The sequence below is a fragment of the Peptoniphilus gorbachii genome, assembly GCF_016908115.1.
Lineage (GTDB): Bacteria > Bacillota > Clostridia > Tissierellales > Peptoniphilaceae > Peptoniphilus_A > Peptoniphilus_A gorbachii.
In genome coordinates, this window is record NZ_JAFBDH010000007.1 from 33467 (window position 1) to 52461 (window position 18995).

Sequence of the window (18995 nt, forward strand, 5' to 3'; positions counted from 1 at the left end):
TATAAACATAGGAGGAATCCTTTTGGATAAAATTTTAGTAAAACCAAATGGCCCATTAAAGGGAAATGTTAGAATATCAGGTGCAAAAAATGCTGCCCTACCAATACTTGCAGCTACAATACTTGGAACAGAAGAGATTATTTTGGAAGATGTGCCTGAACTTAAAGATGTTGAAATAATTACAGAAGTTTTACGAAAACTTGGTCTTAAAATAAATAAAGAAGGAAATAAGCTTGTAATTGATCCAAGTGGACTTAATTCTTATAAAACTGATTATGAACTTATGAGCAAGATGAGAGCATCTTTTCTTGTTATGGGACCACTTCTTGCAAAATTAAATAAGGCTTACAACTCCCTACCTGGTGGTTGCAATATTGGTTCAAGACCTATTGACTTACACTTAAAGGGTTTTAGAGCACTAGGAGCCAATATAGAAATGACTCATGGTGAAATTAAAGCTGAGTGTGACAAACTAGTTGGCACAAGAATTTATTTGGACTTCCCTTCTGTTGGTGCAACTGAAAATATTATGACTGCTGCAGTTTTGGCTGAAGGCGAAACTGTGATGGAAAACTGTGCCATGGAACCAGAAATAGTTGATTTAGCAAACTTTTTAAATAAAATGGGTGCTAAGGTAATGGGAGCAGGAACTTCTACTATTAGAATTAGGGGAGTGGAAAAGTTAAGAGGCTGCACTCATCAAGTTATTCCAGATAGAATTGAAGCAGGCACTTTTATGGTGGCAGCTGCAATTACTGCTGGTGATATTACAATTCAAAATATTATTACCTCTCACTTAAAGCCAGTTATTGCAAAGTTAGAAGAAACTGGTGCAAAGATAATTGAAAATGGTGATACAGTTAGGGTTATTGGATCAGATGAAATAAAGCCAATTGAAATAAAAACCCTTCCACATCCAGGTTTTCCAACAGACTTACAAGCACAATTTATGGCACTATTAACTCAAGCTGAAGGACAATCCTCTATTATCGAAACTGTTTTTGAAAATAGATTTATGCACGCAGAGGAATTAAAGAAAATGGGTGCAAAAATTAAGGTAGTAGATAGAGAAGCTATACTTTTGGGTAAAAGTAAACTATACGGATCCAAGGTTGCTGCAACAGATTTAAGAGCAGGAGCTGCGCTTATTCTTGCAGGTCTCGTATCTGAAGGAGAAACAGAAATTTCTGAAATCCATCATATTGATAGGGGATACGAAAAAATTGAAGAAAAATTTAGAAATCTTGGAGCAGATATAAAAAGAGTTTAGAAAACAGAAAGGAAGACGATAATGAAGAAAAAGTTAATAATAGCAATGCTTATAGTGCTGTCGGTTTTTATGGTAGCTTGTTCCAATAAAAAAGAAGAAGCCCAAGGGGAAGGCAAAATTTTAAAGGTTGCAGTTTCAGAAGACACTACAACACTTGAGCCAAATGCACTTTCTGATGACTACGAAGAAAATATTTTAATTCAAGTTTATGATACTTTGGTTAAGAGAAATTCCAAGGGTGAGCTTGTAAATTCTCTTGCAGAAACAATTGAAAACCCAGACCCACAAAGTTTTAAAATTAAGCTTAAAGAGGGAGTTAAGTTTTCCAATGGAGATCCTCTTACTGCTGATGATGTAATTTTCACTCTTCAAAGAGCAGCAAAAAGTGACAGATACAAATCTTTTTATGGAAAGATAGATCCAAATTCTTATAATAAAGAAGATGATTTGACTTTCTCCTTTAAATTAACTGAAGCTGATGCAGCCTTTTTAAATTCACTATCACATCCAGCTGTATCAATTTTATCAAAAAAATATGTTGAAGGTGGAGCAGATCTTACTACTGCACCAATGGGAACTGGTCCTTTTGTCTTAGACGAATGGGTTCAAAATGACCATGCAACTTTTTCAGTAAATGAAAATTATTGGGGCAATAAGCCAAAAATTGCTGGCATTGAAATGAAAGTTATTCCAGAAGCTTCACAGAGAATAATTGAGCTTGAAAGTGGTGGAGTTGACCTAGCATATAAAATCGATCCATCAGAAATTTCTAATATAGAAGAAAATAAGGATTTACAACTTTTTAGAAGGCTAGATAATTCAGTTCACTTTATTGGATTTAATGTGGAAAAAGCTCCTTTTGACAAGAAAGAAGCAAGGGAAGCTATGGTAAATGCCATTGACACTAAGACAATTTTTGAAACTGTCTATATGAACAGTGGAAAACTTGCAACAAGCCCGATAAATCCTAACTTCAAGTATTCTATTGCTGATTCATTAAAAGAAAATACAGTAAATAAAGAAAAAGCAAAAGAACTTTTTGCTGCAGCAGGTATTGGAGAAGGAACAAATATTAAAATCTACACATCTGATAACCAACAAAGAGTTAATGTTGCAACTATGATGCAAGACCAACTTAAAGATTATGGTATTGGTCTTAGCGTAGAAAGACTTGAATGGGGTGCCTTTGTAGATGCAGTTAGAAATAAAGAACATGATATGTTTATCATGAGTTGGAACCCATCAATTGTAGATGCACACTATGAACTTTTCCAACCTTTCCATTCTGAAAATAAAGGTAAGGAGCCAAATGTTACATTCTTTGGCAATGCAGAACTTGATAATTTAATAAAAGAAGGTATTTCAACAATTGATGATGCCAAGAGAGCTGATATTTATAAGAGAGCTCAAGAGCTAATCAATAAAGAATATCCATGGTTATACATCTGCTATGGCGAGACACTTGTTGCTGGTTCTAATAAAGTAGAAGGTCTTGATCTTCTTCCAAAATATCCACAAGAACTTAAAGATGTAACACTTTTAGAAAAATAATTTTTTTAAAATTCACCAAGGTCTTCTTTGGTGAATTTTGTCTTTTCTACAGAAGAAAGGATTAGATATGACTAAATATATATTAAAGAGACTTTTAATTTTAATACCTACACTTTTAGGTGTAAGTTTTATAGTTTTCTTGCTCCTATACTTGTCGCCAGGAGATGCAGCTCTTGCAGTGGCAGGGCCTAATGCAACAAAGGAAGCAGTAGATTCTATTAGAGAAAGTCTTGGACTTAATGAACCCTTTATAGTGCAATATGGAAATTATTTAAAAAATTTAATTTTTCATTTTGATCTTGGCACAAGTTATCATTCAGGAAGACCTGTTACTGATACTCTTATTAGGGTCTTTCCGACAACTTTAAAACTTGCAGGCGGCGCCCTCATCATTGCTATAATTATGGGAATAATTTTTGGAGTTATTGCAGCCTTAAAGAAAAATACTTTTATTGACTCAATAATTACAGCCTTTGGAATGATTGGTCTTGCAATGCCAATTTTTTGGTCAGGACTTTTACTTATAATTGTATTTTCTACAAAGCTAAAAATTCTTCCAGCATCAGGATTTTCATCTTTTAAGCAGATGATACTGCCTTGGTTTGCTTTAGGATTTCAGTCTTCAGCTGTAATTATGAGAATGACAAGATCTGCCATGTTAGATGTCCTTGATAAGGACTACATTAGGACTGCTTATGCCAAGGGACTTTCAAAAACAAAAATTATTTTTGTCCATGCCCTAAAAAATGCAATGATTCCTGTTATAACAACTATTGGACTTCAAGCAGGAGGACTTCTTGGCGGAAGTATTTTAACAGAAACTATTTTTTCTATTCCAGGCATTGGAAGACTAATGGTTGATTCAGTAAAAACTCGTGATTATCCAATAATTCTTGGGGCAATTATGCTTATAGCCATAGTTTATTCTGTAATATCAATTGCAGTAGATATTCTCTATGGATTTATAAATCCAAGGATAAAGTCAGAGTACAAGTAGGTGAATTATGCTAAAAAGACTAAAAACATTTTTTAAATACTACAGCAGAAATAAAATTGCTGTGGCAGCACTTATAATTTTAATTTTAATAATTTTTGCTGCAATTTTTGCCGACCTACTTTCACCCTACGATTACACAGAGCAGTTTCCTAAGGACAACTTTTTAAGACCAAGTAGTGAGCATTTAATGGGAACAGATAATTTTGGACGGGATATTTTTTCAAGAGTTCTTCATGGGGCGCAAGTTTCCCTTAGAATTGGATTTTCATCTGTAATTATTTCAACAGTAATTGGAGTAATCATTGGTGCCTTGGCAGGTTACTATGAGGGAATTTTTGACGCAATAATTATGAGAGTTATGGATACAATTTTATCCATTCCACAACTCGTACTTGCCATTGCCCTTGCAGCAACACTTGGTGGCGGCATGAGAAATTTGATTTTAGCAGTTTCTCTTTCTTCAATTCCATCTTATGCAAGGATTGTTAGAAGTCAGGTTATGTCTGTGAAAAATTTAGAATATATTGAATCGGCAAGACTTGCTGGAGTAAAGACTTTTAAATTAATTTTTGCAGAAATTCTTCCCAATTGTTTTGCACCCATAATTGTGCAAGCTACAATTGGTGTTGGAACTGCAATTTTATCTGCAGCATCACTTTCCTTTATTGGCATGGGAATTATGCCACCAGAAGCAGAATGGGGACAAATGCTTTCTGAGGGTAGAGCTTATATAAGAAATTATCCACACATAACTTTATTTCCGGGCATAGCAATCGCCCTTACAATTTTAGTGTTAAATATTGTTGGCGATGCCTTTAGAGATGCCTTCGATCCAAAGTTCAGGAGGTAATATGTTATTAGAAATAAAAGACCTTGAAGTTTTTTTTAAAAGCTCCCAAGGTATAGTAAAAGCTGTAAACAAAGTTAATATAAATACTCGTGAAAAAATGACAACTGCCATAGTAGGAGAATCTGGCTCAGGTAAATCTGTAACTTCACTTGCAATTATGGGTCTTATTGACAAATCATCTCTTGAAAAAATTTCTGGAGAAATAAATTTTGAGGGGAAAAATCTTTTAAAGCTTTCAGGAGAAGAATTAAGACACATAAGAGGTAATGAAATCTCTATGATTTTCCAAGAACCCATGACGTCACTAAACCCTGCCCTAAAAATTGGCTACCAAATGTCAGAAGTTTTTAGGACACACTTTGACATGGATAAGAAGACCGCAAAGGAAAAATCTCTTGAAATGATAAAAAAAGTTGAAATAGATAGGGCAGAAGATGTTTACAATTCCTATCCTCATGAACTTTCTGGTGGCATGAGACAGAGAATTATGATTGCTATGGCACTTTCTTCTTCTCCAAAACTTTTAATAGCAGATGAACCTACAACAGCACTTGATGTTACTATTCAAAAGGAAGTTTTGGAGCTAATGAAAAAGTTAAAGGAAGACATGAATACTTCTATTATTTTTATTACTCACGACCTTGCTGTAGTTTCAGACATTGCTGATTATGTAAATGTAATATATGCAGGTAAAGTTGTTGAAAGAGCTAAGGCAGAAGATATTTTTAAAAATCCTCTTCATCCCTATACAAGAGGACTTATTAAAGCAATACCTACTGCTCACAAGAAAAAAGATGAGCTCTATACAATTAGAGGTTCTGTGCCAAATCCTATTGATTTACCTGAATCTTGCTATTTCTGTGACAGATGTGACGAGAAGATGAAAATTTGCGGAGAAAAAATTCCTGAAGAAGTTGACATTGATGGTCATTTAGTTAGCTGCTTTTTGTATAGGTGATAAAATGAGCGACAAAATAATTTTAGAAGTTAAAAACTTGAATAAAGAATTTAAAATTAGTGGAGGCAAAAGCTTTAAGGCAGTTAATAATATTTCCTTTGACCTAAAAACTTCTCATACCCTAGGAGTTGTTGGGGAAAGTGGCTCAGGCAAGTCAACTCTTGCCAGATGCATTATGGGACTTTATCCTGATGCCAGTGGCGAAATAATTTATAAGGGGAAAAATATTTTAAAGGAAAATCAAAGAGAACTAAAGGCATATAGAAAAGATGTGCAGATGATTTTTCAAGATCCCTATTCATCTCTTAATCCAAGAAAAAAATGTAAGGACATAATTGCCTCTGGCATAAGAAATTTTTTAGGAGAAAAAGATAAGAAAAAGATTTACAAAAAAGTTCTTGAAACCATGGAAATTTGTGGACTGTCAGAATATCATATGGAAAGATATCCTCACGAATTTTCTGGAGGTCAAAGACAGAGAATTTCTATTGCAAGGGCACTTGCAGTTGATCCAAAAATAATTGTGGCAGATGAGCCAACTTCTGCTCTTGATGTTTCCATTCAAGCACAAATAATAAACCTTCTTGAAGATTTGCAAAGAGATTTAGGTCTTTCTATGATTTTTATTTCTCACGATCTTTCTGTTGTAAGACATGTAGCTGAAGAAGTTCTTGTTATGTATCATGGAAAATGCGTGGAGTATAATGAGTCTGAAGAAGTTTTTGAAAATCCAAAAGAAGACTATACAAAAAAGTTATTGTCAGCAGTTCCAGGAAAGACACTTGCAGCAATAGAAGATGTGTAGAATTTTTTTCTCTTGGGTATTATAATTAGATAAAGTAGATAAACTGTAGGCTTCTACAGTTTTTTATTTTGGAGGTGAAAAGATGCCTAGTGAAAAGGAAAGAAAAATTTTTTTTAACGACTATGAAAATAATATTGACCTTCCCCTTGATATAATTGAGGATATTTATAATAAAAATGAAGATGGAGTAAAAACAAAGACGAGTGAAAATATTGAACTAGAAAAGGAAAGACAAGAAGAAAATTTTATAAGTGATCCAATAGATAATAATTGCGAGGAAGACATAGAAGAAAATAAAGAAAAGGATCAAGATGAAAAAGGATTAGATAGTGAAAATAAATACGATTCAAATTATTTAGATAGAATTGATGAAGTAGAAGAAATTTTGGAAGAAATTTGTGAATCTATTCCATCCTATGCCTATGAGTATCTTAATGGTGGTATAATTCTTACAGAAGAGAGGAAGTTCCATCAAGAATCTTATGCAGAAGACCTCCTTATAATGGGCGAGTATCAAAGGTCAATTCTTGGCAATATGATAAAAATTTATTACGGGTCCTTTATGGATTTGTATAGATTTTCGCCAAGAGAGAGATTAAAAGAAAAACTAGAAGAAGTTTTACTTCACGAGTTTACTCACCACTTGGAGTTTCTTGCTAATGAGTGGGGACTTGTAATTGAAGACAATAAATTTTTAGAAGAATATAGAAAAAGGAAGCAAAATGAATAAAATTTTAGGGTATTTTTATAGGGCTCTGGGCAAATTTTTTGACCTGGTCTTAACTTTTTTAATTGTAATAGTAAATATTGCTGTAGATTTATTTTCAGCTGTAAGAAGACTTTTCTTATATGTAATTTCAATGGGTGGATGTTTAATAATAATATTACTTTTAAATCCCTTTGCCTGGCAGGGACTTGCAAGAAATAAGTGGCTGTCAACTTTAATAATTTTGGCTATATTTGTGCCCCTACTTGGTAATGTCTCAGAATCTTTTTTGAAATACATACATTATATGGTGACAGAATTTTTCTACGACAGGGCAGATCATTATCTCCTTGGAAAAGAAAATGAATTTGAAAGTATTTCTGGCTACGGCAGGGCTTATTGGGAGAAAAAAGAAAGAGAAAGAATTAGACAAGAGGAAGAAAAGAGAAAGAGAAGAGAAGAAGAATTTAGAGAGAGATTTAAAGATTTTGGAGGCTTTACTTGGACAACTTTCGATGATTTTTCTCAGTTTGATGAATTTTTTAGACAGCAAGGTTACGGTGGCTTTTACGAAAATCAAGGTTCTTATGGTAATAACTATGGTGGATCTTATGGAAATCAATCACAAGGAGGAAGCTACGGCTTTAAGGACCAATACGAAAGTGCCTGCGACACTCTTGGAGTAAATTATAACGCAGATAAATATGAAGTGAAGCTTGCCTACAGAAAGATGGCAAAAAAATATCACCCTGACTTAAATAAAGAAGATGGCGCAAAAGAAAAATTCCAAAAAATAAATGCAGCCTACGAATTTTTAAATGACTCAAATATTGAGATGTATAAAAAAATGTCTGGCGCAAATTAAATATTTTAGACAAAAAGAAAGGACCGCGAGAGTCCTTTTTTGGTGCTTAGATTTTTAAATTTTACAACTATCTAATATATAAGAAAAATGTTTTAACTAACTTCGAAAAAATTATTTAATAATTTCTTCTGCCATCTTATAAAATTCATTTACATCCATATCGTCTCCAGCCATTAAAGAATATTGGACTCCCTTGTAGTCAAAGATTAGGTGCTTTGAAGCATCTTCTTCTCTTTTATCGGAACCAATAGCTAGGTTAAAGAAAGGATCATTTTTTGACCTTTCAAGTTCTTCTTTTGTCGCATCTTTTTCATCTGGTAAAACTACACTTTCTAATCTTGAGTAATAAACTTTAACGCCCTTAACATCTCTCATTTCATGATAAAATTGTTTATCAACAGTTTTTGCATTGTCGGGATTCTTGTCAATTGAAAGGATTACTCTGTCGCCGCTATCATTTTTGTAGTCAACATCAATTGCCTTTCTTTTATTTAGTTTTGCTCCAGTGTCATCCATATCTGCCATGTTAACCATTGTGATTCCGTCAAATTTATAGTCGCCTAAATTTTCTGGAGCATAAGTTTCAAAGCCAGCCTTCTTTTCTGCCTTAGCCATGTCAGTGTAATTTGTGTAGTTGTAATATGATGTTGAAGATGAAATTGTTCCAGTAATTTTTCCTGCAGCAAAAACTCCCACTGAAAGGACAAGGGCAGCAGCTGCCACTAATACAAATCTTTTTTTCATTTTAAATTCTCCTTTTTCTCCTTGTGAATTGATTTCTAGATCAATTTTATTTTTTAGATAAGTAGAAGGAGCAGAATTTTCTACACTTTTTTCTAATTTGTCTTTTATATAGTCATCAAAATTATTAAAATTATTCATAAATACTCTCCTTCTCGCCAAAGTCTTGGTCTATTTTCATTATTTCTTTCTTTAAATTTTTTCGAGCTCTAAAAAGTCTAGACTTAACTGTGCCCTTAAAGGTCTTTAAAATTTTTGCAATTTCTTCTATGGAGAAGTCGTCGTAATAAAATAGGACCAGGACTTCTCTTTCTTTGGGATTTAATTTTAAGAGGGCTGATTCAACTTCATTATTTAATACAAATTCATCTTCTCCACTTGAAATAAGCTTTGAGTCAGCCTTTTCAAAAACAAATTCGTCGGGGAATTCTCTCTTTCTATTTTTATATCTTGTATAGCAAGAATTTTTTAAAATTGAAAAAATCCAAGGTCTTAATTTGTTAAATTCCTTCAAGTTAATTATGTTTTTATAAATTGAAATGAAGCTGTCTTGGAGGACATCTTCTGCCTCCTCTTTATTTCCCAAAATGAGTAGGGCAGTTCGGTACAAAATTAAGTAGTATTCTTCGTATAAGAGATCAAAGGAATCTTTGTCGCCTTTTTTTAATTTTTTAAAATTTTCTATATTAAATTTTTGCTGATTCATTTCAACCTCCTTTAGATGCATCTACTTATATGACTATTTAGGATGGAAAAAGGTTCATTTTTTTACAAAAAAAAATCTCCACTTAAGTGGAGAAATTAATTTAAAGTTTTATCAGAAATCCAGCCCCTCATGTTTTCACCAGAGATAGTGTTTTTTACTTCTACATGGCACCAAATTCTCTCACCCTGCTCGATTTTTGTCTCTAAGACATAGAGTTCAGTTCCCTTTTCCAAAATCTTTATAATTTCAGAATCTACACTTGCTTCCTTTCTTAGGTTTGCCTTTTCTGTGGCAACATTTCTGTAAGTGTGAAGGAGTTCAGAAGATTTTTTTGCAGTTTGAGCTGCATCTGTATAGTCATTTTCTTTTTCAAAATTTTCTTTTTGATTTTTATTTTTGCTTAAGTCAATGGCATTTTTACTTTCCATTTCTTTTTTTAGACTTGTTGCTTTTGCAGATTCAGGCACAACACCGAGATAGGAATTTAATAAAAGCATGGCTTCATTAACTTTATTTTCTTTATAGGCATTTTTTACCTGAGTCAAAATAATATTATCTATGGAAAGTAGCTTGTCTTGGGCTGCCTTATAATTTTTTTCATCTTCTTGGACTACTTTTTTGAAATTATAAGCAGAGTCTATATAATTTTCATTTTTATAAAATTCAAGTCCACTTTGATAAAATTCATCAGATTGAACTAATTTTTTAAGTTTTTCCATTTCATTTGAAATTTCAGGACTAGTCTTTTCCTTTGTAGCTTCCTTGTATAAATCTAGGGCGCTTCTATATTCGCCACTTAGGGCAAGACCTCTTGCATCTTCAATTTTATTTTCATTTCTCGATACTTTTACAAAATTAATTATAAAGAGAGAAATTATTGACAAAATAATTATTAAAATTATGGAGAAAAATATTGTCCTAGCAGAAAACTTTTTTGGTTTTTTTGTGCTAACTTCATTAGTTCTGTCGCTTTTTAGGCTCTCAGTATTGGGAGCAATCTTTGATAAATTTGTTTGAGTCAAGTGAGTTTCTAGGGTTTTTAAATTTATGTCCGAAGTTGACCTTGTGTTTTCAAGAACATTTAAAATTTTTGAATTTATTAGTGGTTCTGTCAAATTGTTTAAGACAAAATTTTTATTTCTGCCACAAAAATCACATTCACTTTTTTCTTGTTCATTTATAAAACCACAGACACAGCGCCAAAAATCAATTCTATTTTCACCATAGGTTTTTATTCCATCGCCAAGAGTCTCCTTTATTTGAGCACGCTTTTTTTCTGGAATTACTGGCAGATTCATTTCATGTTTTTTGTCTGAACAAGTTATGGTTTTTCCGTCACAAGTGTATTTTGAAATGTATATGTCTATTGCCCTTGCATCATAAAATCTTTCATCTAATAAAAAAGGCTCCAAGAAATATCTTGTATAGGGCTCAATATTTACAGCTTGTGAAAAATAAAACTCTCTGCCATTAAATAAATAGGAACTTTCTATAGATTTAAATTTCACAGCAAATTCAATGTTAGTAATAAAAGAGTCTTGTGCATTTAATATGTCAATAGCTATTGCAAAATCGCCACTGGTAAGTTCTGCATTGGCAATTTGAATTTTTTCCTTTGTATTAAAGCTAATTTTAGTTGGAAGTGTTCTAAAAAAACTCATAAAGATTCCTTTCTATTTATTACTTAATTATAAGATACTTGAAAAATTTTTACAATATTACTTCTATTTACTAAATTAGGGCTTTAGCATATAATTTAATTATATGAGAGGAGAAGATGAAATGAGTTTAAAAGAAAAATATATTGACCTAAATCATGAAAAAATTTTTTATCTTGAAAATGAAAATAAATCTGACAAAAATATTCTAGTTATACATGGAAATATGTACTCATCTTCTTGTTTTATTGAAATTATAAAAAAATTGGAGGACTATCACATATTTGCTCCCGACATGAGGGGATATGGAAATAGCTCCTATAATAATAAAATTACTACAATAGATGATTTTGCAAAGGATCTTAAAGAATTTATCATAAAACTTGATATAAAAAATTTTACCCTAGTTTCTTGGTCCCTTGGCTGTGGTGTCGCCCTTGAACTTTCAAAGGACGAAGAAATTAATAATAGAATAAAAAATCAAATTTTTCTTTCACCCTTTGGCTACGCACCCTTTAGGACCAATGGCGCAGATATTTTGACAAATAATTTTCACGAGTATTTAAATAATTTTGACTTTATAAATCCTCAGAAAAACTTAGAAATTTTCAAGGGTTTAATGACCTTTAACTTAAATTTAATTGAAGACAGCTTTGCCAGCATGGGCATGACGGGAACAGAATTAAAAAAAGACAACATAAGAGTTCTTTTTAAAACTTTTATCTATAATATAAAGATGCCAGAAAAGGAAGAATTTGAAAGAAATGTAGATTCTGCAATAAAACAGAGAAATTTAGACGAAGTAGCAGGCATTTTAAGAGATTATAAATATTCTGGAGATAAACTAAAAAAAGGAAGTATAGTTTTGCATGGCTATGAAGATAAAATAATATCTTACATGGATGGAAGATTTTTAGCAGAAGAAATAGGTGCAGAATTTAAAAAATTAGATAATTGCGGACATTCTGTAATGACTGACAAAAAAGACCTTGTAATAAAAACTATAAGAAAATTTGTGGAGGAATAAATGAAAGTATTATTAGAAGAAAAAATAGCAAAAAAATATGGCGAAACAATAAAAAAATTAGGCTATCAAGTCATTCAATATGATGAAAAAAATCCAAATGAAAAAGAAGATTATGGTGAAGATATATTAATTGGAGCAATTAATCTAGAAAAAATAAATTACAAAAAGCACAAAAATTTAAAATATATTTTTTTGACATCAGTTGGTATTGATTTTTTAGACTTAGATTATATAAAGGAAAAAGAAATAATTTTATCAAACAATAACGGTGCTTATGACGAGCCAATTGCTGAATGGATTGTATATGGACTTCTTCAAATTGACAAAGAAGATAGAAAAAATATAGAAAATCAAAAGGAAAAAATTTGGCAAAGGAGAAGTTTTTCTCACAACCTATATGGTAAGAAAGCACTTTTTATGGGCACAGGTACAATTGCCATAGCAGGTGCAAAAAGGTTAAAGGGCTTTAGCATGGAACTAAATGGCTTTAACACCAGTGGAAGAAAAGTAGAACCCTTTGACAATGTATATTCAATAGAAGAACTAGATGAAATACTTCCACAAATGGATTACATCATAATGTGTCTTCCAGGAACAGAAAAGACCCATCACATATTAAATAAAGAGCGATTTAAAATTTTAAAAGATAAAGTTGTTATAGTAAATATATCAAGAGGAGCCACAATTGACGAAGAAGCCCTTGTAGAAGCACTTGAAGAAGGAAAAGTAAGAGGAGCAGCACTAGACGTATTTGAAGAAGAACCTCTTAACAAAGATTCTAAACTTTGGGAAATGGAAAATGTCTACATCTATCCACACATATCCTTTACTTGTGAAGATTTGGGCAAAAGACAATTTGAAACAGCCTACCAAAACCTAAAGGCACTAAAAAATGATGGCGACTTCAAAAATATAGTAGACTTCGACAAGGGTTATTAAAAATAAAATAAGTTAGGGAAGAGTTTGTAATTTATAAATATAAGTTACAAACTCTTTTGCCTATAAAACATACTGAATAAATAGCTTAAATTGATTTTATAGGTGACTTCAGTTATAATTATTTTAATAATAATAGAAATTATCGAAATATTGACAGATTCTGCCAAGACCTTATCCCTATGGATTGGGTTTTTTTATGGAGGTTTTATGAGTAATAAGAAATTTTATGTTACGACGCCAATTTATTATCCAAGTGATAATCTTCACATTGGTCATACTTACTGCACTGTTGCAGTTGATTGCGTCAAGAGATTTAAGAAAATTAAGGGCTATGATGTTTTCTTTACTACTGGTACTGATGAACATGGTCAAAAGATAGAAGAAAAAGCTAAGGAATTTGGCATGGAACCAAAGGAATATGTTGATGGTATTGTAAATAACATAAAAAAACTTTGGAAAATGATGGATATTGACTATGATTATTTTGTAAGGTCTACTGATAAGGATCACGAAGAGGATGTCAAAAATATTTTCCAAGAGCTTTATGACAAGGGCGACATTTATAAGGGAGAATACGAAGGTTATTATTGTACTCCTTGTGAATCTTTTTGGACTGAAGCACAAGTTGGTGAAGATCATATTTGTCCTGACTGTGGCAGACCTACTGAACTTACTCATGAGGAATCTTATTTCTTTAGACTTTCAAAATACAAGGATAGACTTTTAAAATATTATGAAGATCATCCAGATTTTATTGAACCTGCTTTTAGAAAAAATGAAATGATTAAAAACTTCTTTGAAGGCAAAGATGGTCTTGAAGATCTTTCTGTTTCTAGATCTACTTTTAATTGGGGTGTTGATGTTCCTTTTGATAAAAAGCATGTTGTTTATGTTTGGATTGATGCTCTTGCTTGCTATTTAACTGCTATTGGTTATGGCACTGACAAGGAAAAATTCAATTCTTATTGGCCAGCTGGTGTTCATTTTGTTGGCAAGGAAATTATGAGATTTCACGTAATTATCTGGCCTGCTCTTTTAATGGCACTTGATTTACCTCTTCCTGACAAGGTTTTTGGTCATGGCTGGATTTTATTTGACAATGACAAGATGAGTAAGTCCAAGGGAAATGTTATTTACCCTGAACCAATTATTAATCTTTATGGCGTTGATGCTCTTAAATATTTCTTGTTAAGGGAATTTTCTTTTGGCTCTGATGGTTCTTTTAATATTGAAAAATTCATGCAAAGACTTAATTCTGATCTTGCTAATGACCTTGGAAATCTTCTTTCAAGAACTGTTTCGATGATTTCTAAATATAATGATGGAGTAATTGAAGACAAAGGCGTAAGAGAAGATGTGGATGATGATCTTGAAAATCTTGCTGTTTCTGTAATTGATGAAGTTGAAAGCGCAATGGAACATTACCAATTTTCTGTTGCTCTTGAATCTATATGGAAACTAATTAGAAGATCAAATAAGTATGTTGATGAAACTGAACCTTGGAAACTAGCTAAAGATGAAGATAAATTAGATAGACTTAATACTGTTTTATATAATTTGGCAGAAAGTTTAAGAATTGTTTCTGTTTTGATTTATCCTTTTATTAAGAATACTTCTTTAAAGATAAGAGAACAACTTGGTCTTTCTCATGAAGTTAATTGGGAAGATGCTAGGGTTTTTGGTCTAATAGAAGATGGCACTAAGGTAAATAAGGGCGAAGTTATTTTCCCAAGACTTGATATTGATGCTGAAATTGAAAGGTTTAACGAAGAAAACATTGCTCTTTTAAAGTCAAGAACTATGGCTGATCCTAAAGATGATATTAATGATGATATTAAAGAAGATATAAAAAAAGAAATTAATATAGAAGATTTTGCAAAGCTTGATATTAGAGTTGCAGAAATTGTTGATGTAGAAGATCATCCTAATGCTGATAAGCTTTATGTTCTTAAATTAAAAATTGGGGACATGGATAGACAAATTGTATCTGGCATTAAGGAATACTACAAGAAAGATGATTTAGTTGGCAAAAAAATCCTTATGATTTTAAATTTAAAGCCAATTAAATTAAGGGGCGTTGAGTCTAATGGAATGCTTCTTGCTGCAGCAGATGATGAAGGAAATTTAACTCTTTCATCAACTTTATCTGATATTAAATCTGGAGCAAAAATTAGTTAGGAGATACTATGATAGATTCACATGTGCACTTAGATGATGAAGCTTTCGAGGAAGATCGTGAAGAAGTAATCAAAAGTTTAAGTGAAAATGGAATAGAACTTGTTATAAATAATTCTTCTGACCTACCTTCATCAGAGAGGTCAGTAAAGCTTGCCAATAAATACAAAAATATTTATGCGGCTATTGGAGTACATCCTCACGAGGCAAGTTCTTATAACGATGAAGTGGAAAAGAGACTTATAGAACTTTCTAAGAATAAAAAAGTTGTGGCTATTGGTGAAATTGGACTAGATTATTATTACGACAACTCACCAAGAGATGTGCAAAAGGAAGTTTTTAAAAGACAAATTGAACTTGCAGCTAAATTAAAGAAAAATATTGTAATTCACTCTCGTGATGCAGCAAAAGACACCTTTGATATTTTAAAGGAAGCTCACGAAAAATATGATTTTACAGCTTTAATTCACTGTTTTTCACAATCTGTTGACATGATGAGAGAATATTTAAAGATGGGAGACTACCTTGCCCTTGGTGGAGCTGTTACTTTTAAAAATGCAAAGACTCCAAAGGAAGTTGCAAAAGCAGTTGATCTTGATAGACTTCTTCTTGAAACAGATTGCCCTTATATGACACCTGTTCCTTATAGAGGCAAGAGAAATGAGCCAAAATTTGTGAAGTTTTCTTGCCAATATATTGCTGATCTTAGACAAATGGATGCAGGAGAGCTTGAAAAAATTACAGCAATAAATACAAAGAGGTTTTTTGGAATATGAAAATGACAATTAAAGAAGTAATTGTCGCAGAAGGTCGTGACGATGAGATTGCCATTAAAAAGGCAGTTGATGCAGAAATTATTACCACTCACGGCTTTGCCTTTGGGAAAAAATTAATAAATCTTTTAAAAGAAATGGATAAGAAAAAGGGAATTATAATTTTCACAGATTCAGACTACATGGGTTCTCAAATAAGAAAGAGAATAGCAGATGAAATTCCAAATGCAAAACACGCCTATCTTTCACAAGATGTTTCCACAAAACATGGCGACATTGGAGTTGAAAATGCAAACCCCGAAGAAATTTTAAAGGCTTTAAAGGCAGCACGAGCTACAAAAATAGATGCAAAAATAGAATACACTATGAGTGATTTAATTGAAAATAGACTTATAAATTCTGATGATGCAAGTATGAGACGGGAAAAACTTTCTGAAATCCTAAAAATAGGATACGGAAATGGAAAAAAGACTCTTCATAAATTAAATTCCTTTGGAATTACCAGAAAAGAATTTGAAGAGGCTATGAAGGAAGTGAATTCTCATAGATAGATTATATAAACCAAGTAAACTCTCAGAAATCCTCACAAAATATGGATTTAGATTTACAAAATCTCTGGGACAAAACTTTTTAATTGACGGAAATATAGTTAGAAAAATTGCTGATGCAGCTGAAATAACAAAGGATGACAATGTACTTGAAATTGGTCCTGGAGTTGGAACGTTAACAGAAGAGTTGGCGCTAAGGGCAAAAAAAGTTCTTGCAGTTGAAATCGATGAAAAGTTAAGAGATCTTCACAAGGAAACTCTTGATATAGACAATGTAAAAGTAATCTATGGAGATTTTTTGGACTTAGATTTAAAAAAACTTACTGAGGATGAATTTGGCGGTGAAAGCTTTAAAGTAGTGGCAAATCTTCCTTATTATGTAACAACACCAATTATTGAAAAATTAATTTTAGCTAAAGTTAATTTAATTTCTATAACAGTAATGGTACAAAAGGAAGTTGCAAAAAGACTTGCAGCAGAGCCAGGTAATAAAGATTATGGATCACTTTCAGTTTTTATAAATTATTACACAGACTGCCTTTACAAATTTCAAGTGCCAAGTTCAGTCTTTATGCCAAAGCCAAATGTGGACTCGGCAGTTGTTAATTTAGTTATGAAAAAAAGAGAAGATCTTGATACAGACTTTTTATTTAAAGTCGTACGTGCAGCTTTTACAACTAGAAGGAAGACAATTTTAAATTCTCTTTCTAATTCAAAATTAAATTACACTAAAGAAGAAATAAAAAGAGCTCTTGAACTAAGTGGCATTGATGAAAGAAGAAGAGCAGAGACACTAAAGCTTGAAGAATTTATAGTTTTAAGTGTAAATTTTAAAAGTGTGGGGTAAAGAAAATATGAATGATAAATTTATAGATGAAATTTCAAAAGAAGTAGAAAAGAATATTTACGAATTTAACAAAAAGGATGACTTAATTGAAATAATTTCACAAATATTTAAATCCCTATCTGATCCTACAAGGATAAAGATCATCTATGCACTTATGAATGGACCTTTATGCGTTTCTGATATTGCAGTCTTACTTAATATGAGTCAGTCTTCAATATCCCATCAACTTGCACTTTTAAGAAATCAAAATCTAATAAAAGTAAAGAGAAATGGTAGAAGAGCCTATTATTCACTAGACGATGAACATGTACTTTGTATATTCAAAGACGGCTTAGAACATGCAAAGCACAAATTATAAAAATAATTAAGTAAAAATTTAAATATTTGATTCACTTATACTATTGGAGTATAATAAAAGAACTAATGAGGAGGAATAAAATGAGTAAAGTAACAGTATACACAAGTAACACTTGCCCTTACTGCACAATGGCAAAGGATTATTTAAAAGAAAGAGAAGTTGACTTCGAAGAAAAGAATGTTCAAACTGACAAAGAAGCAAGAAGCGAATTAATGGCAATGGGATACACGGGAGTCCCAGTAATCTGTATTGATGACGAACAAATCGTTGGCTTTGACAAAAATAGATTAGACGAATTGTTAAAATAATTATTTAAAAATTAGAAGAAAAATAGATGCTGTGGGGGCATCTATTTTTTTGAGGAGTGAAGATGAATTTAATATCGGTATTTTTTATTGGAGTGGGACTTTCTATGGACGCCTTTGCGGCGGCAATATGTAAGGGCCTATCCATAAGAAAAAAATTTTTAGAAAAATCCTTTGTTATTTCCCTATTTTTTGGAGTCTTTCAAGCACTTATGCCCTTTGTTGGATATCTTTTGGGTTCGATTTTTGCAGAAAAGCTTCAAAGAGTAGATCACTGGATTGCCTTTGTTCTCCTATCAATTATAGGAATTAACATGATAAGAGAATCAAGGGAAAAAACTTGTAAAATTGAAGAAGATAAACTTGATCTGAAAAACTTATTAATGTTAGCCATAGCGACATCTATTGATGCTCTAGCAGTTGGAGTTTCCTTTGCCTTTTTAAATATAAAAATATCTATGACAATTTTTGTAATAGGACTAACAACCTTTATCATATCTTTTTTTGGAGTACAAATAGGAAAAGCTTTTGGCATTGCCTTAAAAGACAAGGCCCAAGTAACAGGAGGCTTAATACTAATTTTTCTTGGCATAAAAATTTTAGTAGAGCATCTCGGACTTCTTACAATTTAATACAATAAGATAACTTTAAACTCTCTAAGTTTTTTAACTAGCGAGTTTTTTTATAGTTTAATTAAAAAAATTACTTAAAAATTTTCATTATAAAAATTACTTAAAAATAAGTAAAAATATAAAAATCCATTTTAAAATATTATTAAATTATAAAAAAATTAAATAAAAAAATAAAACTTAAAAAAAATTAAATTTTCATTTAGTCAAAGATTAAGCTTCAAAAATTAAATTTTATAAGAAAATAAATTATAATTAAATCTTTTTTTAACAAATGTAATTAATAT

General features: G+C 31.7%; 20 protein-coding genes. 17 read left to right on the forward strand and 3 right to left on the reverse strand.

From position 1 onward, the window contains the following. The first annotated feature begins 22 nt into the window (after positions 1 to 22). The 8 genes from murA to JOD41_RS07175 all read left to right on the forward strand — a co-directional run bounded on the left by murA (position 23) and on the right by JOD41_RS07175 (position 8002). Positions 23 to 1270 (forward strand): UDP-N-acetylglucosamine 1-carboxyvinyltransferase, encoded by a 1248-nt coding sequence (murA, locus tag JOD41_RS07140; protein ID WP_205052221.1) that lies wholly within the window; start codon positions 23 to 25, stop codon positions 1268 to 1270. A 21-nt stretch (positions 1271 to 1291) separates the two neighbouring features. Further along, complete coding sequence (locus JOD41_RS07145; protein ID WP_205052222.1) at positions 1292 to 2821, forward strand: ABC transporter substrate-binding protein; 1530 nt, start codon at positions 1292 to 1294, stop codon at positions 2819 to 2821. A gap of 67 nt (positions 2822 to 2888) precedes the next feature. Continuing rightward, entirely contained in the window at positions 2889 to 3818 is a 930-nt protein-coding gene (locus JOD41_RS07150) for an ABC transporter permease (protein ID WP_205052223.1), read from the forward strand. A 7-nt stretch (positions 3819 to 3825) separates the two neighbouring features. Further along, positions 3826 to 4668, forward strand: coding sequence for an ABC transporter permease (locus JOD41_RS07155; RefSeq protein WP_205052224.1), 843 nt, complete (start codon positions 3826 to 3828; stop codon positions 4666 to 4668). 1 nt (position 4669) lies between these two features. Then, positions 4670 to 5626, forward strand: a complete 957-nt coding sequence (locus JOD41_RS07160; RefSeq protein ID WP_205052225.1) for an ABC transporter ATP-binding protein — start codon at positions 4670 to 4672, stop codon at positions 5624 to 5626. A 4-nt stretch (positions 5627 to 5630) separates the two neighbouring features. After that, the gene (locus JOD41_RS07165; protein ID WP_205052226.1) at positions 5631 to 6431 is read left to right on the forward strand and encodes an ATP-binding cassette domain-containing protein; all 801 of its coding nucleotides are present in this window, start codon (positions 5631 to 5633) and stop codon (positions 6429 to 6431) included. An 82-nt stretch (positions 6432 to 6513) separates the two neighbouring features. After that, positions 6514 to 7161, forward strand: coding sequence for a metallopeptidase family protein (locus JOD41_RS07170; RefSeq protein ID WP_239541124.1), 648 nt, complete (start codon positions 6514 to 6516; stop codon positions 7159 to 7161). Then, positions 7154 to 8002 (forward strand): DnaJ domain-containing protein, encoded by an 849-nt coding sequence (locus JOD41_RS07175; protein WP_205052227.1) that lies wholly within the window; start codon positions 7154 to 7156, stop codon positions 8000 to 8002. The genes JOD41_RS07170 and JOD41_RS07175 overlap by 8 nt, the downstream gene beginning before the upstream one ends. Positions 8003 to 8113: 111 nt before the next feature. Here the strand turns inward: JOD41_RS07175 and JOD41_RS07180 are convergent, their stop codons facing one another. The 3 genes from JOD41_RS07180 to JOD41_RS07190 all read right to left on the reverse strand — a co-directional run bounded on the left by JOD41_RS07180 (position 8114) and on the right by JOD41_RS07190 (position 11110). Then, positions 8114 to 8884 carry a hypothetical protein gene (locus JOD41_RS07180; RefSeq protein ID WP_205052228.1) on the reverse strand — a complete coding sequence of 257 codons (771 nt, stop codon included), beginning with the start codon at positions 8882 to 8884 and terminating at the stop codon, positions 8114 to 8116. Further along, positions 8877 to 9449: an RNA polymerase sigma factor gene (locus JOD41_RS07185; protein WP_205052229.1), complete on the reverse strand. Its 573-nt coding sequence runs from the start codon at positions 9447 to 9449 to the stop codon at positions 8877 to 8879. The genes JOD41_RS07180 and JOD41_RS07185 overlap by 8 nt, the downstream gene beginning before the upstream one ends. A gap of 95 nt (positions 9450 to 9544) precedes the next feature. Continuing rightward, the gene (locus JOD41_RS07190; protein WP_205052230.1) at positions 9545 to 11110 is read right to left on the reverse strand and encodes an SH3 domain-containing protein; all 1566 of its coding nucleotides are present in this window, start codon (positions 11108 to 11110) and stop codon (positions 9545 to 9547) included. A gap of 121 nt (positions 11111 to 11231) precedes the next feature. On the opposite strand from JOD41_RS07190, the gene JOD41_RS07195 reads away from it, so the two are divergent. The 9 genes from JOD41_RS07195 to JOD41_RS07235 all read left to right on the forward strand — a co-directional run bounded on the left by JOD41_RS07195 (position 11232) and on the right by JOD41_RS07235 (position 18711). Further along, complete coding sequence (locus JOD41_RS07195; protein WP_205052231.1) at positions 11232 to 12134, forward strand: alpha/beta fold hydrolase; 903 nt, start codon at positions 11232 to 11234, stop codon at positions 12132 to 12134. Beyond that, a complete protein-coding gene (locus JOD41_RS07200; RefSeq protein WP_205052232.1) occupies positions 12135 to 13073 on the forward strand; it encodes an NAD(P)-dependent oxidoreductase in 939 nt (312 codons plus the stop codon). 207 nt (positions 13074 to 13280) lie between these two features. Next, positions 13281 to 15251, forward strand: a complete 1971-nt coding sequence (metG, locus tag JOD41_RS07205; RefSeq protein ID WP_205052233.1) for a methionine--tRNA ligase — start codon at positions 13281 to 13283, stop codon at positions 15249 to 15251. A gap of 8 nt (positions 15252 to 15259) precedes the next feature. Further along, entirely contained in the window at positions 15260 to 16024 is a 765-nt protein-coding gene (locus tag JOD41_RS07210; protein WP_205052234.1) for a TatD family hydrolase, read from the forward strand. Beyond that, positions 16021 to 16572, forward strand: a complete 552-nt coding sequence (gene rnmV, locus JOD41_RS07215) for a ribonuclease M5 (protein WP_205052235.1) — start codon at positions 16021 to 16023, stop codon at positions 16570 to 16572. Before JOD41_RS07210 ends, rnmV begins: the two co-directional genes overlap by 4 nt. Further along, the gene (gene rsmA, locus JOD41_RS07220; RefSeq protein WP_205052284.1) at positions 16565 to 17416 is read left to right on the forward strand and encodes a 16S rRNA (adenine(1518)-N(6)/adenine(1519)-N(6))-dimethyltransferase RsmA; all 852 of its coding nucleotides are present in this window, start codon (positions 16565 to 16567) and stop codon (positions 17414 to 17416) included. Before rnmV ends, rsmA begins: the two co-directional genes overlap by 8 nt. A gap of 7 nt (positions 17417 to 17423) precedes the next feature. Further along, on the forward strand, positions 17424 to 17774 hold the full coding sequence (locus JOD41_RS07225; RefSeq protein WP_205052236.1) for an ArsR/SmtB family transcription factor: 351 nt from the start codon (positions 17424 to 17426) through the stop codon (positions 17772 to 17774). Positions 17775 to 17854: 80 nt separating this feature from the next. Next, a complete protein-coding gene (locus JOD41_RS07230) occupies positions 17855 to 18082 on the forward strand; it encodes a glutaredoxin family protein (protein WP_205052237.1) in 228 nt (75 codons plus the stop codon). A gap of 62 nt (positions 18083 to 18144) precedes the next feature. Continuing rightward, the gene (locus JOD41_RS07235) at positions 18145 to 18711 is read left to right on the forward strand and encodes a manganese efflux pump MntP (RefSeq protein ID WP_205052238.1); all 567 of its coding nucleotides are present in this window, start codon (positions 18145 to 18147) and stop codon (positions 18709 to 18711) included. Positions 18712 to 18995 lie beyond the last annotated feature (284 nt).

Excerpts from the sequence above, each read along its gene's own strand:
- JOD41_RS07145 (WP_205052222.1), top strand. The coding sequence starts at position 1,292 with ATGAAGAAAAAGTTAATAATAGCAATGCTTATAGTGCTGTCGGTTTTT.
- JOD41_RS07150 (WP_205052223.1), top strand. The coding sequence starts at position 2,889 with ATGACTAAATATATATTAAAGAGACTTTTAATTTTAATACCTACACTT.
- JOD41_RS07155 (WP_205052224.1), top strand. The coding sequence starts at position 3,826 with ATGCTAAAAAGACTAAAAACATTTTTTAAATACTACAGCAGAAATAAA.
- JOD41_RS07160 (WP_205052225.1), top strand. The coding sequence starts at position 4,670 with ATGTTATTAGAAATAAAAGACCTTGAAGTTTTTTTTAAAAGCTCCCAA.
- JOD41_RS07165 (WP_205052226.1), top strand. The coding sequence starts at position 5,631 with ATGAGCGACAAAATAATTTTAGAAGTTAAAAACTTGAATAAAGAATTT.
- JOD41_RS07170 (WP_239541124.1), top strand. The coding sequence starts at position 6,514 with ATGCCTAGTGAAAAGGAAAGAAAAATTTTTTTTAACGACTATGAAAAT.
- JOD41_RS07175 (WP_205052227.1), top strand. The coding sequence starts at position 7,154 with ATGAATAAAATTTTAGGGTATTTTTATAGGGCTCTGGGCAAATTTTTT.
- JOD41_RS07180 (WP_205052228.1), bottom strand. The coding sequence starts at position 8,884 with ATGAATAATTTTAATAATTTTGATGACTATATAAAAGACAAATTAGAA.
- JOD41_RS07185 (WP_205052229.1), bottom strand. The coding sequence starts at position 9,449 with ATGAATCAGCAAAAATTTAATATAGAAAATTTTAAAAAATTAAAAAAA.
- JOD41_RS07190 (WP_205052230.1), bottom strand. The coding sequence starts at position 11,110 with ATGAGTTTTTTTAGAACACTTCCAACTAAAATTAGCTTTAATACAAAG.
- JOD41_RS07195 (WP_205052231.1), top strand. The coding sequence starts at position 11,232 with ATGAGTTTAAAAGAAAAATATATTGACCTAAATCATGAAAAAATTTTT.
- JOD41_RS07200 (WP_205052232.1), top strand. The coding sequence starts at position 12,135 with ATGAAAGTATTATTAGAAGAAAAAATAGCAAAAAAATATGGCGAAACA.
- metG (WP_205052233.1), top strand. The coding sequence starts at position 13,281 with ATGAGTAATAAGAAATTTTATGTTACGACGCCAATTTATTATCCAAGT.
- JOD41_RS07210 (WP_205052234.1), top strand. The coding sequence starts at position 15,260 with ATGATAGATTCACATGTGCACTTAGATGATGAAGCTTTCGAGGAAGAT.
- rnmV (WP_205052235.1), top strand. The coding sequence starts at position 16,021 with ATGAAAATGACAATTAAAGAAGTAATTGTCGCAGAAGGTCGTGACGAT.
- JOD41_RS07225 (WP_205052236.1), top strand. The coding sequence starts at position 17,424 with ATGAATGATAAATTTATAGATGAAATTTCAAAAGAAGTAGAAAAGAAT.
- JOD41_RS07230 (WP_205052237.1), top strand. The coding sequence starts at position 17,855 with ATGAGTAAAGTAACAGTATACACAAGTAACACTTGCCCTTACTGCACA.
- JOD41_RS07235 (WP_205052238.1), top strand. The coding sequence starts at position 18,145 with ATGAATTTAATATCGGTATTTTTTATTGGAGTGGGACTTTCTATGGAC.